The organism is Alloyangia pacifica (genome assembly GCF_900116195.1).
In the GTDB taxonomy this organism is placed as follows: domain Bacteria; phylum Pseudomonadota; class Alphaproteobacteria; order Rhodobacterales; family Rhodobacteraceae; genus Salipiger; species Salipiger pacificus.
The window spans coordinates 379,920-394,768 of the sequence record NZ_FOZW01000005.1; the positions used below are offsets into that span (position 1 = coordinate 379,920).

General features: G+C 67.9%; 13 protein-coding genes. 5 read left to right on the forward strand and 8 right to left on the reverse strand.

The features are described 5' to 3' along the window. Window positions 1-55: 55 nt before the first annotated feature. Window positions 56-1,999, forward strand: a complete 1,944-nt coding sequence (locus BM397_RS13170) for a sensor histidine kinase (protein ID WP_092424691.1) — start codon at window positions 56-58, stop codon at window positions 1,997-1,999. A gap of 244 nt (window positions 2,000-2,243) precedes the next feature. Here BM397_RS13170 and fdhF read toward each other — a convergent pair whose 3' ends face one another. Both fdhF and BM397_RS13180 read right to left on the reverse strand, forming a co-directional pair. Continuing rightward, window positions 2,244-5,012 carry a formate dehydrogenase subunit alpha gene (gene fdhF / locus BM397_RS13175; RefSeq protein WP_092424693.1) on the reverse strand — a complete coding sequence of 923 codons (2,769 nt, stop codon included), beginning with the start codon at window positions 5,010-5,012 and terminating at the stop codon, window positions 2,244-2,246. A 109-nt stretch (window positions 5,013-5,121) separates the two neighbouring features. Beyond that, window positions 5,122-6,816 (reverse strand): NAD(P)H-dependent oxidoreductase subunit E, encoded by a 1,695-nt coding sequence (locus tag BM397_RS13180; protein WP_092424695.1) that lies wholly within the window; start codon window positions 6,814-6,816, stop codon window positions 5,122-5,124. A 151-nt stretch (window positions 6,817-6,967) separates the two neighbouring features. Between BM397_RS13180 and BM397_RS13185 the strand changes: the two genes are divergently transcribed. Next, window positions 6,968-7,195, forward strand: a complete 228-nt coding sequence (locus BM397_RS13185) for a sulfurtransferase TusA family protein (protein WP_092424697.1) — start codon at window positions 6,968-6,970, stop codon at window positions 7,193-7,195. Window positions 7,196-7,368: 173 nt separating this feature from the next. Here the strand turns inward: BM397_RS13185 and BM397_RS13190 are convergent, their stop codons facing one another. The 4 genes from BM397_RS13190 to BM397_RS13205 are packed head-to-tail and all read right to left on the reverse strand — an operon-like array spanning window position 7,369 to window position 11,538. Next, on the reverse strand, window positions 7,369-9,531 hold the full coding sequence (locus BM397_RS13190; RefSeq protein ID WP_092424699.1) for a molybdopterin-binding protein: 2,163 nt from the start codon (window positions 9,529-9,531) through the stop codon (window positions 7,369-7,371). Further along, window positions 9,528-10,019 carry a molybdopterin-guanine dinucleotide biosynthesis protein B gene (gene mobB, locus BM397_RS13195; protein WP_092424701.1) on the reverse strand — a complete coding sequence of 164 codons (492 nt, stop codon included), beginning with the start codon at window positions 10,017-10,019 and terminating at the stop codon, window positions 9,528-9,530. The genes BM397_RS13190 and mobB overlap by 4 nt, the downstream gene beginning before the upstream one ends. After that, window positions 10,016-10,666 (reverse strand): molybdenum cofactor guanylyltransferase MobA, encoded by a 651-nt coding sequence (gene mobA, locus BM397_RS13200; protein WP_092424703.1) that lies wholly within the window; start codon window positions 10,664-10,666, stop codon window positions 10,016-10,018. Before mobA ends, mobB begins: the two co-directional genes overlap by 4 nt. Continuing rightward, window positions 10,663-11,538 carry a formate dehydrogenase accessory sulfurtransferase FdhD gene (locus BM397_RS13205; RefSeq protein ID WP_092424705.1) on the reverse strand — a complete coding sequence of 292 codons (876 nt, stop codon included), beginning with the start codon at window positions 11,536-11,538 and terminating at the stop codon, window positions 10,663-10,665. Before BM397_RS13205 ends, mobA begins: the two co-directional genes overlap by 4 nt. Window positions 11,539-11,616: 78 nt before the next feature. Here BM397_RS13205 and BM397_RS13210 point away from each other — a divergent pair, with 78 nt between their 5' ends. Next, on the forward strand, window positions 11,617-12,132 hold the full coding sequence (locus tag BM397_RS13210; RefSeq protein ID WP_092424707.1) for a DUF2478 domain-containing protein: 516 nt from the start codon (window positions 11,617-11,619) through the stop codon (window positions 12,130-12,132). A 4-nt stretch (window positions 12,133-12,136) separates the two neighbouring features. Here BM397_RS13210 and BM397_RS13215 read toward each other — a convergent pair whose 3' ends face one another. Next, window positions 12,137-12,601 carry a GNAT family N-acetyltransferase gene (locus BM397_RS13215; protein WP_092424709.1) on the reverse strand — a complete coding sequence of 155 codons (465 nt, stop codon included), beginning with the start codon at window positions 12,599-12,601 and terminating at the stop codon, window positions 12,137-12,139. 301 nt (window positions 12,602-12,902) lie between these two features. On the opposite strand from BM397_RS13215, the gene BM397_RS13220 reads away from it, so the two are divergent. Further along, the gene (locus tag BM397_RS13220; RefSeq protein WP_245696067.1) at window positions 12,903-13,397 is read left to right on the forward strand and encodes a hypothetical protein; all 495 of its coding nucleotides are present in this window, start codon (window positions 12,903-12,905) and stop codon (window positions 13,395-13,397) included. Window positions 13,398-13,444: 47 nt separating this feature from the next. On the opposite strand, the gene BM397_RS13225 is transcribed toward BM397_RS13220, so the two are convergent. Next, entirely contained in the window at window positions 13,445-14,677 is a 1,233-nt protein-coding gene (locus BM397_RS13225; RefSeq protein WP_092424711.1) for a urate hydroxylase PuuD, read from the reverse strand. 101 nt (window positions 14,678-14,778) lie between these two features. Between BM397_RS13225 and BM397_RS30070 the strand changes: the two genes are divergently transcribed. Further along, window positions 14,779-14,849 (forward strand): LysR family transcriptional regulator (locus BM397_RS30070; protein WP_143015381.1); only part of this gene is annotated, 71 nt, incomplete at its 3' end.

The window sequence follows — 14,849 nt, forward strand, 5'->3', positions numbered from 1 at the left end:
CCGGGGGCGGGGGCCGTGCTAGGCTCCCCCCGACATGAAAGCCAAGACCCGCCCGATGATCTCCGTCCGCCTGCGCCTGCTGATCCTTGCGCTCGCGCCGCTGGTCGTGCTGATGCCGCTGCTGCTGCTGCTCGGCATGACCCGCTGGACCGAGGATTACGACAAGGTACTGGCGGCCAACGTGCAGAGCGACCTGCGCATCGCCGAGCAGTACCTGTCGCAGCTGATGGCCCGCACCGGCGAGGAGCTGTCGGGCGTGGCCGGATCGGTCGCCTTCGCCGAGTCCTTCGCGGACGGTGTCCCGGACCGTCAGTTCCTGCTCAACAAGCGCTCCGAGCTGCTGCTGGATTTCCTCTACTACCTGCCTACTTCCGATCTACCGGAGGCCCCTGCAGACTGGCCGGTGATCGCCGCGGCCGCGCAAGGCAAGACCCGCACCGCGATCGACATCTTCCCGACCGAGGCACTTGAGGCGCTGCCGCGCAACCTTGCCGCCCGCGCACGGATCGACCTGATCGAGACGCAGGCCGCTGTGCCCACCGACCGCCGGGTGGAGGACCGCGGCATGGTGGTGCATGCCGCCAGCCCGGTGCGCCTGCCGGGGCACGAGGGCGTGCTGGTCGGGGGCGTGCTGCTCAATAGCAACCTCGGGTTCATCGATGCGATCAATGCGCTGGTCTACCTCAACCCGGTGACCGGTGGCGCCCGGCAGGGCACGGCGACGCTCTTCCTTGACGACGTGCGCATCTCGACCAACGTGCGGCTCTTCGAGGACGTGCGGGCGCTCGGCACGCGGGTCTCTGCGTCGGTGCGGCAGGCGGTTCTGGGCGAGGGGCAGACATGGCTCGACCGCGCCTTCGTGGTCAACGACTGGTACATCTCGGGCTACCTGCCGCTGGTCGACAGCTTCGGGGAGCGGGTCGGTATGCTCTACGTCGGATTTCTCGAGGCCCCCTTCGCCGAGGCCAAGCGCGCCGCCTACCTGTGGATGATGGCGGCCTTCGCGGCGGTTCTGGTGCTCTCAGTGCCCGTCTTCCTGTGGATGGCCAAGGGCATCTTCGCGCCGCTCGAGCGGATGACCCAGACCATGCGGCGTGTGGGGCGCGGCAACCTCGCGGCACGGATCGGCCCGGTCGGCCCGGACGAGATCGGCCAGGTGGCGGCGCATCTCGACGGGCTTCTCGACCAGGTGCAGGACCGCGACCTGAAGCTGCGCGCCTGGGCCGAGGAACTCGAGGACCGCGTGGACACTCGCACTGCCGAGTTGCGCGAGGCCAATGCCAAGCTCGAGGAAACCTACCGCCAGCTGGTGATGAGCGAGAAGCTCGCCTCGATAGGCGAGATCACCGCGGGCGTTGCGCATGAGATCAACAACCCGATGGCGGTCATTCAGGGCAACGTCGAGGTGATCCGCATGGAGCTGGGCGAGGAGGCGGGCCGGGTCGAGACCGAGCTGTCGCTGATCGACCGGCAGATTATGCGCATGGAGGCCATCGTCGGCAAGCTGCTGAAGTTCGCCCGTCCCGCGGAGTTCTCGGACTGCGGAGAGAGCGTGGCGCTGGCGCCGCTTGTCGAGGACTCGCTGCTGCTGGTCGACCACGCGCTGAGCAAGGGCGAGATCGAGGTTCGTGCCGATCTGCCCGTTCTTCCGCAGGTGGCCATAGATGCGGGCGAGATGCAGCAGGTGGTCATCAACCTCGTGCTCAATGCCGCGCAGGCCATGGGCGAGGCGGGGCGCCTGTCGCTGGTGCTGGTGGAAGAGGCGCGTGACGGACAGCTGGGCGTGGCGCTGATCGTGCGTGACACGGGCCCGGGCATCGCACCCGAGAACCTGCCGTCGCTCTTCGATCCCTTCTTCACCACGCGCCGCGGCGAGGGCACCGGGCTCGGTCTGTCGATCTCGCAGAGTATCGTGCAGCGGGCGGGGGGCCTGATCACCGCCGCCAATGCACCGGATGGCGGGGCGGTGTTCACTGTCTGGCTGCCGGTGGTGGGGTAAGGCGAGGCGCGTAAGCCCGCCCGGACGCAAGGCGAAGCCGCCGGGCGAGCGATCTTTCATCGTGGCGCTTGTCTATTGAGGCGCGATTGGTCCGAGACCAATGGACGTCGCTATCCCTGCGCGCCGGCGTGTCTTTCACCTTTCACGGCGGATCGGGACTGCACCGCCACGTCAGGCACAGAGCGTGGACCTCAATCGTCGCGGCGCCAGCCCAAGGGCAGGTGCCGATGGGGCTCCCGACCCGTTAGGCTGCCGTTACCCGCACCGCCGAGAACTTGAACTCGGGGATCTTGCCGTAGGGGTCGATCGCCGGGTTGGTGAGGATGTTCGCCGCCGCCTCGACATAGGCGAAGGGCAGGAACACCATGTCCGGCGCGACCGCGCGGTCGGCCCGCGCCATGACCTCGATCTCGCCGCGCCGGGTCTGAAGCTTCACCATGCCGCCGGGCTCCACGCCGAGCTTGCGCAGGGTCGAAGGATGCAGCGAGCAGTTCGCCCCGGGCTCGACCGCGTCCAACACCTTCGAGCGGCGGGTCATCGAGCCGGTGTGCCAATGCTCGAGCTGCCGCCCGGTGGTGAGGATCATCGGGTAGTCGGCGTCGGGCGTCTCGTCCGGCGGGATCACCGAGGCGGGGGTGAACCGTGCCCGGCCCCCCTCGCGCGGGAAGCCGTCGGCGAAGACGATGGGCTGCCCCGGGTCCTCGGGCGAGAGCGACGGATAGGTCACCGCATCCTCGCGCTCCAGCCGCTCCCAGCTGATGTTGTCGAGCGAGGGCATGCCGCGCGCCATTTCTGCAAAGACCTCGCGCGGGTGGCTGTAGGTCCAGTTCAGTCCCAGTCGCTGCGCCAGCTCCACGGTGATCGCCCAGTCCTCGCGCGCTTCGCCCGGCGGCGTGGCCCCGGCCCGGCCCATCTGAACCTGCCTGTTGGTGTTGGTCACCGTGCCGGTCTTCTCGTAGAAGGCGGCGGCGGGAAGGATCACGTCGGCGTAGTTGGCGGTCTCGGTCAGGAAGATGTCCTGCACCACGAGATGCTCGAGCTTCGCGAGCGCATCGCGGGCGTGGGTCACGTCCGGGTCCGACATGGCCGGGTTCTCGCCGAGGATGTACATGCCGCGAATGCCGCCCTCATGGACCGCATCCATGATCTCGGTGACCGTGAGACCCTTCTTGCCGCTGAAGTCGCCCGAGCCCCAGATCTCGGTGAAGGCCGAGCGCACACCGTCGTCGGTCACGTCCTGATAGTCGGGCAGGAACATCGGGATGAGCCCCGCGTCAGAGGCCCCCTGCACGTTGTTCTGGCCGCGCAGCGGATGCAGGCCCGCGCCGGGCTTGCCGACGTTGCCGGTCATCAGCGCGAGGGAGATCAGGCAGCGCGAATTGTCGGTGCCGTGGATGTGCTGGCTGACGCCCATGCCCCAGAAGATGAGCCCTGCGTTGGCGGTCGCGAAGGTGCGGGCGACGTCGCGCACCGTGGCGGCGTCAATGCCGGTCAGCTCCTCCAGCGCCTCTGGCGCGAAGCCCGCAAGGTGCTGTTTCTCGGCTTCCCAGTTCTCGGTGAACTTGTCGATATAGGCCTGATCGTAGAGCCCTTCCTCGACGATCACCGACATGATCGAGTTGAGCAGCGGCACGTCGGCACCGGGGCGGAATTGCACCATATGGCTGGCGAAGCGCTTCAGCGCATGGCCGCGCGGATCCATGACGATGAGTTTGCCGCCGCGCTTGGCGAACTGCTTGAAGAAGGTCGCGGCGACAGGGTGGTTCTCGATCGGGTTGGCGCCAATGACGATGGCCACGTCGGCGTTTTCGATCTCGTTGAAGGTGGCCGAGACCGCGCCGGAGCCGACGTTCTCCATAAGCGCCGAGACCGAGGAGGCATGGCAAAGGCGCGTGCAGTGGTCGACGTTGTTGTGGCCAAAGCCCTGGCGGATCAGCTTCTGGAAGAGATAGGCCTCTTCATTGGTGCACTTGGCCGAGCCGAAGCCCGCGACGGTCTCGCCGCCCTGATCGCGCAGCTTGGCAAGGCCGCTGGCGGCGGCCTCCATCGCCTCGTCCCACGACGCCTCGCGGAAGTGGCTGAAGGGATTGGCAGGATCGACGTTCAGCCCCTTCTCGGCGCCGTCCAGACGGATCAGCGGCTTGGTCAGCCGGTGCGGGTGGTGGATGTAGTCGAAACCGAAGCGCCCCTTGACGCAGAGCCGCCCCTCGTTGGCCGGGCCGTTGATCCCCTCGACGTATTTGACCTTGCCGTCCTTCAGCTTCAGCGAGACCTGGCAGCCGACGCCGCAGAACGGGCAGACCGACTGCACCGCCTCATCGAAATCGCGGCTGTCGCCGTGCTGCTGGTCGTCCACGACCGTGGCGGGCATCAGCGCGCCGGTGGGGCAGGCCTGCACGCATTCGCCGCAGGCGACGCAGGAACTGTCGCCCATGGGATCGTCCATGTCGAAGACCGGGAAGGCGTCGTGGCCGCGATCCGCCATGCCGATCACGTCGTTCACCTGCACCTCGCGGCAGGCGCGGACGCAGAGGTTGCACTGGATGCAGGCGTCGAGGTTGACCTTCATCGCCACGTGGCTGTCGTCGAGCAGAGGGATACGGGTCTCTTCCAACTTCGGGAAGCGGCTCTCGGAAACGCCCGTGGCCTCGGCCATGTCCCAGAAATGCGAGCTGCGGTCGTGAGCCTCGTCGCGGACGGGCTGGTCGGCCAGCAGCAACTCCATGACCATCTCGCGCGACTTCTTGGCGCGGGCGCTGTCGGTGGTCACCTTCATGCCCTCGGCGGGCGCGCGGCAGCAGGAGGCGGCCAGCGTGCGCTCACCGTCGATCTCGACCATGCAGGCGCGGCAGTTGCCGTCCGGCCGGTAGCCCGGCGCGTCCTTGTGGCACAGGTGGGGAATCGTGGTGCCGAGCCGCTTGGCGACCTGCCAGATGGTCTCGCCGGGGAAGGCGCTGACCTCCTGCCCGTCGAGAATGAAGGAGGTCTGGGGAACGTTCGATCCGTCGGCCATGACTATGCCTCGCGGTGGCTGGGCTTGGGTTTGGGTGCGGCCGCGGCGGGATGGATACCGCGGCCGCGCTGCTGCGCGTTCCTTTGGGGACAGGGAGCGGGAACGCGCATCATTTCACCTCGTCGGGGAAATGTTTCATCACCAGGCGTATCGGGTTCGGGGCGGCCTGACCGAGGCCGCAGATCGAGGCGTCGGTCATCACCTGGCAGAGATCCTCGAGCAGATCGCCATCCCAGGTCTCGGCCTGCATCAGCTTCACCGCCTTCTCGCAACCGACGCGGCAGGGGGTACATTGGCCGCAGCTCTCCTTCTCGAAGAACTTCAGCATGTTGAGCGCCGCGCCCCGGGCGCTGTCCTGATCCGACAGCACCACCACGGCGGCGGATCCGATGAAGGTGCCATGCGGCTGCAGCGTGTCGAAATCCAGTGCCACGTCGCCCAGAGAGGCGGGCAGCAGCCCGGAGGAGGGGCCGCCCGGCTGGTAGGCCTTGAACACATGCCCCTCGGCCATGCCGCCCGCGGCCTTGATGAGATCGTTGATCGTGCTGCCGGCCGGCAGCACGTAGACGCCCGGATTGGCGACGCGGCCAGAGAGCGAGTAGCTGCGCATCCCCTTGCGGTCGTTGTGCGAGACCTCTGACTTGATCTGGTGCCCTTCGCGGGCAATGCGGCCGATCCAGTGCAGGGTCTCGACGTTGTGCACCAGCGTCGGGCGGTCGAAGATGCCCACCTGCGCCACGAAGGGCGGGCGCAGGCGCGGCATGCCGCGCTTGCCCTCGATGGATTCGATCATCGCCGACTCTTCGCCGCAGATATAGGCCCCGGCACCACGGCGCAGGTCGATGTAGCCCGGCTCGACAATCCCCGCGGACTCGAGCGCGGCGATTTCCTTGTGCAGGATGTGATGGATCGCCGGATATTCGTCACGCATGTAGATGAAGCAGGTCTCCGCCTCGACCGCCCAGGCGGCGATCAGCATGCCCTCGAGCATCATGTGCGGCGTGCGTTCGAGGTAGAAGCGGTCCTTGAAGGTGCCCGGCTCGCCCTCGTCACCATTTACCGCGAGGTAGCGCGGCCCCGGATTGGCGCGCACGAAGCCCCATTTCTTGCCCGAGGGGAAGCCGGCGCCGCCCATGCCGCGCAGGCCGGCGGCAAAGATCTCCTCCTGCACCTTTTCCCAGTCGCCGCCATCGCGCAGCGCCAGCAGCTTGTCGTAACCGCCGCTCGTCCGATAGGACTCAAAGGTCTCATAGGCCGGGATCACAGGCTCGAAGTCGCCCTTGTCGAGCGCCGCCTGGACCTTTTCGGGAGTGGCGTGGTCGACGTGCAGGTGGCCGATCTCGACGGTGGGTCCGGTGTCGCAGCGGCCCATGCAGGGCGCGCGCAATACGCGGACCCGAGCGGGGTCATGGCCGGCGCAAAGCGCGTCGAACAGAGCCTCGGAGCCGGCCATCTCGCAGGACAGCGAGTCGCAGACGCGGATCGTCAGGTCGGGCGGCGGGGCTTCGCCCTCCTTCACAGGGTCGAAATGGGCGTAGAAGGTCGCGACCTCCCAGACCTCGGCCATGGAGATGCGCAGCTCCTCGGCCAAGGCCCTTAGGTGGGCGGCCGAAAGGTGGTGATAGCGGTCCTGGATCAGGTGCAGGAACTCGATCAGCAGGTCGCGGCGACGCGGGCGGTCGCCGAGCAGCGCCCTCACCTCGTCCCAGGCGCGGTCGTCGAGCTGGCGGCCCTTCGGCGTGGCGCGTCCCTTGCCGCCCTTGCGGCCGGATTTCCAGATCCCCTGCTGCTGATCCAGCGCCATCGGTTGCCTCCCTGTCGTCGCGGTGGGTGTCCGTTCTTCGGGCATCGGGTCATTGCCAGTCAATATCGCTATGCCGTCAATTGATAGAGAATCTCAATCAAACGAAGTTCAGGAGGATGGACAGCGCCAGGCCGTCTGCTATTGAGATCGCATGACCTGGGACAACGAACTCGATGCCCGCGGGCTGCTCTGCCCGCTGCCGGTGCTCAAGGCGCGCAAGCGTCTTCAGGGCATGGACAGCGGCGAGGTGCTGCGGGTGATTGCCACCGATCCTGCGGCGGTGATCGACGTGCCGCACTTCTGCAACGAGGCCGGTCACCTGCTGGTCGGCACCTCCGAAGAGGGCGAGGCGCAGGTCTACCTGATCCGCAAGGGCTGAGGGCGGGAGGTTGCGCGACGGTATGTCAAAGGTGGCATCAACTGACGCTGTGCTCCGCCCACCTTGTCGCGAAATCCTGCCGTAGATTGCCGGGCCGCCCTTCATCCAGGGTGGTGGAAGGGGAGCGTCGTGAAAGCCGCGCAGCAGCTGCCATGGGCCGGGCTTCGACCGCCTCAGATCAGCCCGAACGAGGCATAGGGGATGTAGCGCACGGGCGTGCCGGGTGTGACATTCATCTCTTCGTCCGGCAACTCGACGAGCCCATCCGCCCAGGAAAGCCCGCTGATCCGACCGGAGCCTTCCGAGCCGAAGACCTCGGCCGCGCCTTCCGCGTTCAGCCGTGCGCGCAGGTATTCGCGGCGGCCGGGCTTCTTGCGCTTTCCGAAGGCGGCGGGAACGGTGAATCCCTGCGGTGCGGTCCAGCCTGCGCCGGACATCAGCGACAGCGCCGGGCGGGCGAAGACCAGGGCGCAGACCAGCGCCGCCACCGGGTTGCCCGGCAGGCCGAAGACCGGCACGCCCTCCCACATGGCCAGCGCCAGCGGACGGCCCGGCTTCAGCGCGATGCGCCAGCTCGACAGCGTGCCGCGGGCGCGCAGCAATGCCGAGACGTGGTCCTCGTCCCCCGCAGAGGCGCCGCCCGAAGTGAGGATCACGTCAGCCTCGCGCGCGCCCTCATGCAGACGCTCGGCAATCTCTTCGGCATCGTCGCCGACATGGCCAAGGTCCACAGGCTCGTAGTGCCAGCCCTGCGCCAGAGACAGCAGCATGGGGCGGTTGGCGTCCCAGATCTTGTGCGGCGCGGCGGGCAGCTCGGGCGAGGCGATGATCTCGTCGCCGGTCGAGAGCACACCGACGCGCAGGGTCCGGTGCACCGGCAGTTCGGCAATGCCGAGCGCCGAGGCCAGCGCGAGGTCCGGGGCGCGCAGCCGCTGGCCCTTCGTCAGCGCGGGAGCCCCGGCCGCCACGTCCTCGCCGTCCTTGCGGGTGTTGGCGCGCGGCTTGATCGGCCCGTCGAAGACCACCGTGGTGCCGTCGGTGTTGGTGTCTTCTTCCAGAACCACCGTATCCACCCCTTCAGGCAGGATCGCGCCGGTGAGGATGCGCACCGCCTGTCCTGCGGGCACGGCGTGGGGATAGGGCTGGCCGGCGGCGGCGCGGCCCGCCACCAGCGGCAGGCGCTGCACGCCGCTGCCGGTGGTGGCGTGGGCAAAGCCGTAGCCATCCACCGCTGAGTTCGGCATCGGCGGGTTGGAGCGCTTGGCGGCTACATCCTCGGCCAGCACCCGGCCCGCGGCGCGCGCGGTGGCGATTGTGGTGGTGCCGGTCACCGGGCGGAGCGCGCCTTGCAGTTTGGCCAGCGCCTCGTCCACCGGCACCCAGGCAACTCCCTGCGGCATGGCGAAACAGTCGTCGCGCAGGCGGGGCGGGAGGAGGGGGCTTTCGGGATCGGAAGGCATGGCGAGCTCGCTGGGCTGGGGAAAGGCGCGACGGGCGGCTGCGATCAAAGCGTCCTCGTGTCCGAGGCCGAGAATCCAGCCTTCCTTGGCATCGCCTTCGCGGGTCATTGCGTCAAGCCGTTGCGGGTCGAGCGCGCGCAGCGCCCCGGCCAGGATGCGCACCTGCGCGCGATCCTTGATCTCGTCCGGCTCGGCCAGCTCCGCCACGGTCCGGGCGATCAACGAGGGGAAGAGCTCCACCAGCGTGATCGGCGCCTCGCGGCTCTCGAAGGGGCGCACGGCGATATCATCGCCGAACCGCGTGCGCAGCGCCTGCAGGCGGGGGATGCCGAGCAGCGCCTGCGAGCCGACCGAGCCGGTGGTGTAGAGCTTCCAGACCGGCTGCGCGCCGGGGGTGCCGTCACACGCGCGCCGCTCGGGCAGGCCGTGGCCCTCCCGCTGCGTGCCCCGGGTTGGCAGGCGCGGGTCAGCAAAGGTCTCCGGGCAGCCCCAGAACGGGCCGACGCCGGGAAAGAGATCGTTCAGCTCGGCGGCGACCTGAAAGCGGTTGTTTGCATTGTCCGGCGCATCTTCGACGCGCTCGCTCAGGGCGCGCCAGAGCCGCAGCGGGTCGGACGAGCCGGTCAGCGCCTGGGTAAATTCCTTCGGGTAGGCGAAGGGAAAGTCGAAACCCGCCACCACCCGCCGTCCGGCGGCGCGCTCCGCCTCGAAGAGCGCGGCCAGCGTCTCGATCGCGTCGTGGCGGGTGCGGTGGTAGCTGGCCTCGACACCCTTCTCCCGGGCAACGCCGATCCAGATCGCATCCTTCGACGGTTTCGCGGGCGAGGGTTTCGACGCCCCCGACCAGTCCACGACGACGAAGGTGTCGAAGCTCAAAGCCCGACCTCGCGCAGGATGAAATCGGCGATGGCCTTGGTGTCGTCGAGATTGAACCGGGGCAGGGCCGTGTCCACCGGGCTGTCGGCGGCCACCGCGCGGATGCTGGAATTCGCGGGGGAGAGCAGCGGTTTGCCGGTCTCGGCCCGATGCGCCTCGATCTTCGGATGCGGTGCGGCCTTGTAGCCCTCGATCAGCACCAGATCGACTGGGGAGAGCTTCGTCAGCAACTCGGAGAGCGGCGGCTCGGGGGCGTCCCGCAATTCGTGCATCAGCGCCCAGCGGTGCGGCGAGGCGAGCAGCACTTCCTGCGCGCCGGCCTGCCGATGGCGGTAGCTGTCGCGGCCGGGCTGGTCGACGTCGGTGCTGTGATGGGCGTGCTTCAGCGTGGAGACGGACAGGCCGCGGGCGCAGACCTCCGCCACCAGCCGCTCCATCAGCCCGGTCTTGCCGCAGTTCTTGCTGCCGGTGACGCCGTAGATCTTCATGACGCGAGCGCCTGCGCCCGCGCCAGGTCCTCGGGCGTGTTGACGTTGAAGAAGGGATCGAAGGGCTCGGCGGGGAAGAGCGCCTCGCCCGCGCCGTGCTGGTCGGTCCAGAGCACCACCTTGCGCAGCCCGCCCTCGAGCGCCGCGCGCAGGTCGTCTCGCAGCGAAACCGGCCAGAGGCCGAAGGTCGGGTGCCGGTTGATCTTCTTGCCGCCGCCGGATTTTAGCGCCTCGTCACCGGAGCGCGGCGTGCAGGCCAGCGCCAGCAGGTGTGGCGCGTCTTCGGCGGCAAGCAGCAGACGCGGCACCAGATCGCAGGGGAAGAAGGGCGTATCGGCGGCCACCGTCACGATGCTGTCGGCCCCCTGTTCGGCGGCCCAGTCGAGCCCGGCCAGAACACCGGCCAGCGGGCCGGGGAAGCCGGGGATCGTATCGGGCAGCACCGGCAGGCGGTAGCGGGCAAACCGGCCCGCATCGCCGTTGGCATTGAGCGCCAGCCCGCCCACCTGTGGCTCGATCCGGTCAATCACGCGCTGCAGGAGGGGCTCGCCGCCGATCTCCAGAAGCCCCTTGTCGCCGCCACCCATACGCGTGGCGAGGCCGCCCGCGAGGATCACCCCCAGCGGCTGTTGCAGCGGGCGGCTCATTCGGCGGCCTCGTCTGCAGACTTCCGGCGGGACTTGCGGTCTTCCTCGGGGACGGACGACGGATCGACGTCGCGCACCAGCCGCTCCTCGCCCGACAGGCAGACGAAGCGCTGCCCGCGCATCCGGCCGATGAGGGTGAGGCCGACCTGCCGGGCAATCTCGACGCCCCAGGCGGTGAAGCCCGAGCGCGAGGCCAGCACCGGAATGCCCATCAGCGCGGTCTTGATGACCATCTCCGAGGTCAGCCGCCCGGTGGTGTAGAGGATCTTGTCCTCGGCGCTCAGCCCGTGGCGGAACATGAAGCCCGAGATCTTGTCGACCGCGTTGTGCCGTCCGACATCCTCCATGTAGACCAAGGGCTTGTCCTGCTGGCACAGCACCGTGCCATGGATCGCCCCGGCCTCGAGATAGAGCGAGGGGGTGGTGTTGATCTCTTTCGCCAAGGCATAGAGCCACGACGTGCGGACCTCGGCCCGCGGCAGGGTCAGCCCCTCGAGCCCCTCCATCATGTCGCCGAAGACGGTGCCGACGGCGCAGCCGGAGGTGCGGGTCTTCTTCTGCACCTTCTCCTCGTAGGAGGTCTCGCGCTCGGTGCGGACGACGACGGTCTCGATCTCGTCGTCGTAGTCGACACCGGTCACCACGTCATCGGCGCGCAGCATTCCCTGATTGCGCAGGAAACCCAGCGCAAGATACTCGGGATAGTCGCCGATGGTCATCGCGGTGACGATTTCCTGACGGTTGAGATAGATGGTGAGCGGGCGCTCCTCGACCACCGAGATCTCGGTCGCGGCACCGGTCTGGTCGGTGCCCGAGATGCGCCGGGTCAGGCGCGGGTCGGTGGGGTTGGGGAGCAGGGGAAATTCGGGCATGCGGATGATCTTGCGCCTCCTCTGGCCTGCGCGTTGGGCATCTTGTAACCTGCGCCGGGGAGTTTCAAGGGGACGAGCATGCTTGGGTACGTAACGGGTCTGGGGCGCGGCGAAGTGGACCGCTTGATGCGCGAGGTCGCTGACCGGCTGCGCGCCGAGGGGCTGCCGCTTGCCGGCGCGGTGCAGCACAACATCGAAACCGGACCCGCCAGCAAGTGCCACATGGACCTGCAGGTGCTGAGCGGTGAAGACGTGGTGCGCATCAGCCAGGATCTCGGCGCGCTGTCGCGCGGCTGCCGGCTCGATCCGCAGGGGCTCGAGCGCGTCGTCGGATTGGTCAGCGCGGGTCTGCAGAAGGGCGCGGCGCTGCTGCTGGTGAACAAGTTCGGCAAGCAGGAGGTGGACGGCCGCGGCTTCCGCCCGGTGATCGGCGAGGCGCTGTCGTCAGGCGTGCCGGTGCTGGTTGCGGTCAATGCCGGCAACCTCGATGCCTTCCTTGCCTTTGCCGAGGACATGGCAGAGCCGCTGCCCACCGATGCCGATGCGGTCACCGACTGGTGCCGCGCGCGGATCCGCGAGGCGCAGGCGGCCTAGGACCTCAGAGCCAGATTGTCGCGCATCGGTTTCCGCTCTCGGCGATGATCTTGGCGCCGGCCCCGAGCGCGATCTGCAGCATGGCGCGGTTGTCATGGGAGAAGGTCGCCTCGACCGTCTCGATACCCATGTCGCGGGCGTGGCCGAGCGCGGCGGCAAAGAGCTGCCGCCCGTAGCCGCGGCCCTGGTAGGCGTCTTCGACCGACAGGGCGATCTCCGCGTGGGTCCGCGCGACCCGGTAGACCTCCAGCACGGCGCGGGTGTCGCCATCGGCCTCCAGTCCCAGAACAAGGTCGGGACGGCAGGACAGGGCGCGGCGCTTCAGCCAATCATCGCCGACGCGGCTGTGAAAGCGGCTGCGGATCGCCGCGGCGCTCAGGCGTTTCCAATGGCCATAGAGCAGCGCCGCCGCCCGATGGACGGAACCTTCGGTCGTTACGGTTGTCAGCACTGCCTCTGCGGTCGCCATGGGTCATCCTTTCTGCACCGACGGTGAGATAGAGATGAGCGGCCTGTCGCACTACCGACAAAACGGGGATCCCGTCATGCATGCGCGTCATAACAATGACGTGATCACGGGTCGGCGGCGCGCCGCGAGATCGAGATGCGCGGGGGCTTGATTAATCCGAGTATTTTTGTCATGTAAGGCGCGCGGCCAGCAACGCGCCAGCCAGAGCGATCCAATTCCACAGGCGAAGACAGGCGCTGTCTTCAGACTCCGGAGGCGACATGGCAAAGGTTCACACGGCGAATGGCGAAGGGTCCGCGACATGAGCGGCGCGGGGCATGACCGTTGCGGTCGGGGCCCGGCGGGGCTGTCGGACCTGACCGGACTGGGGCAGAGCGATCTGGTCGTCCTGATGATCGCCCGCTACTTCTTCCAGTCCTTCGCACAGCCCGAGGCCGAGGGATGGCTGCGCGCGATCTCTGGCGCCGAGCAGGTGATGGGGCGCGAGGCGGGACCGCATGTGGTCTGCGCGGTGCTGCGCTCCGTGCAGCAGATGCGGGCCGCCCGGCGCAATCATTTCAACTTCTCCAATCCCGACTGCCCCGGTTGCGCGGCGCGGCTCTGCGGGCACGAGAGATTGTTCCTCAACACCTTCCGGGCGGTGCGCCGGGGCCGCATCGCGGATGCCGAAGCGCATGCGATGCTGCTCTGCGAGGGCAACGCGACCGAGGGGCTGATCGTCGCGATGGGAGATCTCTGCGCGGCGCTGCCTTCGGCGCCGGTCCGACCTTCGGTGGAGCGGCAGCCGCTACACTGAGGCGGGACAGGTCCTGGCCGCTCCCTCCGGTCAGGGCCGGTTTCCGCTCAGCCCCTTGTCGCGGCGCGGTACCATTGCACGATTTCGCGGCGCGCGGCGTCGTCCATCTGGATGGCGTTGGGCGGCGGCATGGCGTGGCTGGCCCCGGCCTGCAGGAAGATCAACTTCGCGTGGCGCGCGACGTCGGATTCGGTCTCCAGCACCACGCCCTTGGGCGGGTGGTGCAGCCCGTCCCACGAGGGCTCGCGCGCATGGCACATCGAGCAATTGCCGATCACCGCGTAATAGGCGTCCTCGAAGCCGGTCGCCGCCGCGAACTTCTGCTCGGTCGCGGTGAGGGGCCGGGCCTCGGCCTCCTCGTAGCTGTCCATCATCGGCGCGGTCGAGAGCCAGGCGATGGCGATGAACAGCAGCGCGGTGACCGCCCAGGTCCAGTAGGGCGTGCCCTTGCGGGCGTGCATCGAGTTGAAGAAGTGCCGGATCGTCACGCCCATCAGGAACACCAGGCAGGGGATGATCCAGGCGTTGGCGGTGGCAAAGGCCAGCGGGTAGTGGTTCGACAGCATCAGGAAGACGACGGGCAGCGTCAGGTAGTTGTTGTGCGTCGAGCGCAGCTTGGCGATCTTGCCGTACTTGGGATCGGGCGTGCGGCCGTTCTTCAGGTCGTCCACCACGATGCGCTGGTTCGGCATGATGATGAAGAAGACGTTGGCGGTCATGATGGTGGCGGTGAAGGCGCCGAGGTGCAGCAGCGCGGCGCGGCCGGTGAAGATCTGGTTGTAGCCCCAGGACATCACCACCAGCATCCCGAAGAGCAGCAGCATCAGCAGCGTCGGTGTCTCGCCGAGCTTGGACTTGCACAGCCGGTCGTAGATCAGCCAGCCGATGGTCAGCGACAGCGCAGAGATCACGATGCCGACGAAGAGCGAGATGTCGGCCTTGGTCGGATCGAGCAGGAAGAGCTCGCCGCCGGCCCAGTAGACGATCATCAGCAGCGCCGCGCCCGACAGCCAGGTCGCGTAGCTCTCCCATTTGAACCAGGTCAGGTGGTCGGGCATGGTCTCGGGCGCCACGAGGTACTTCTGGATGTGGTAGAAGCCGCCGCCGTGGACCTGCCATTCCTCGCCGCTGGCACCGGGGGGCAGGTGCGGCACCTTGCGCAGTCCGAGGTCGAGCGCGATGAAATAGAAGGACGAGCCGATCCAGGCGATCGCGGTGATCACGTGCAGCCAGCGCACGGCGAAGCCGAGCCAATCCCAGATGATGGCAAGATCATACATGCCCGTCTCTCCCTGATGTGGTCTTTTGCGGCACCCTAGGCCGGGACCGATTATTCTGCTATCTCCGGGGTAAACCAAGCAGTTTCAAGATTTCCCAGAGAATGTCCTACCTCGACAATATCCGCACCTTCGTCCGTGTCTACGAGTTGGGCAGCATGTCCGCCGCGGGGCG

Coding starts and splice junctions, on each gene's coding strand:
- BM397_RS13170 (WP_092424691.1), top strand. CDS start 56: ATGATCTCCGTCCGCCTGCGCCTGCTGATCCTTGCGCTCGCGCCGCTG.
- fdhF (WP_092424693.1), bottom strand. CDS start 5,012: ATGGCCGACGGATCGAACGTTCCCCAGACCTCCTTCATTCTCGACGGG.
- BM397_RS13180 (WP_092424695.1), bottom strand. CDS start 6,816: ATGGCGCTGGATCAGCAGCAGGGGATCTGGAAATCCGGCCGCAAGGGC.
- BM397_RS13185 (WP_092424697.1), top strand. CDS start 6,968: ATGACCTGGGACAACGAACTCGATGCCCGCGGGCTGCTCTGCCCGCTG.
- mobB (WP_092424701.1), bottom strand. CDS start 10,019: ATGAAGATCTACGGCGTCACCGGCAGCAAGAACTGCGGCAAGACCGGG.
- mobA (WP_092424703.1), bottom strand. CDS start 10,666: ATGAGCCGCCCGCTGCAACAGCCGCTGGGGGTGATCCTCGCGGGCGGC.
- BM397_RS13205 (WP_092424705.1), bottom strand. CDS start 11,538: ATGCCCGAATTTCCCCTGCTCCCCAACCCCACCGACCCGCGCCTGACC.
- BM397_RS13210 (WP_092424707.1), top strand. CDS start 11,617: ATGCTTGGGTACGTAACGGGTCTGGGGCGCGGCGAAGTGGACCGCTTG.
- BM397_RS13215 (WP_092424709.1), bottom strand. CDS start 12,601: ATGGCGACCGCAGAGGCAGTGCTGACAACCGTAACGACCGAAGGTTCC.
- BM397_RS13220 (WP_245696067.1), top strand. CDS start 12,903: ATGAGCGGCGCGGGGCATGACCGTTGCGGTCGGGGCCCGGCGGGGCTG.
- BM397_RS13225 (WP_092424711.1), bottom strand. CDS start 14,677: ATGTATGATCTTGCCATCATCTGGGATTGGCTCGGCTTCGCCGTGCGC.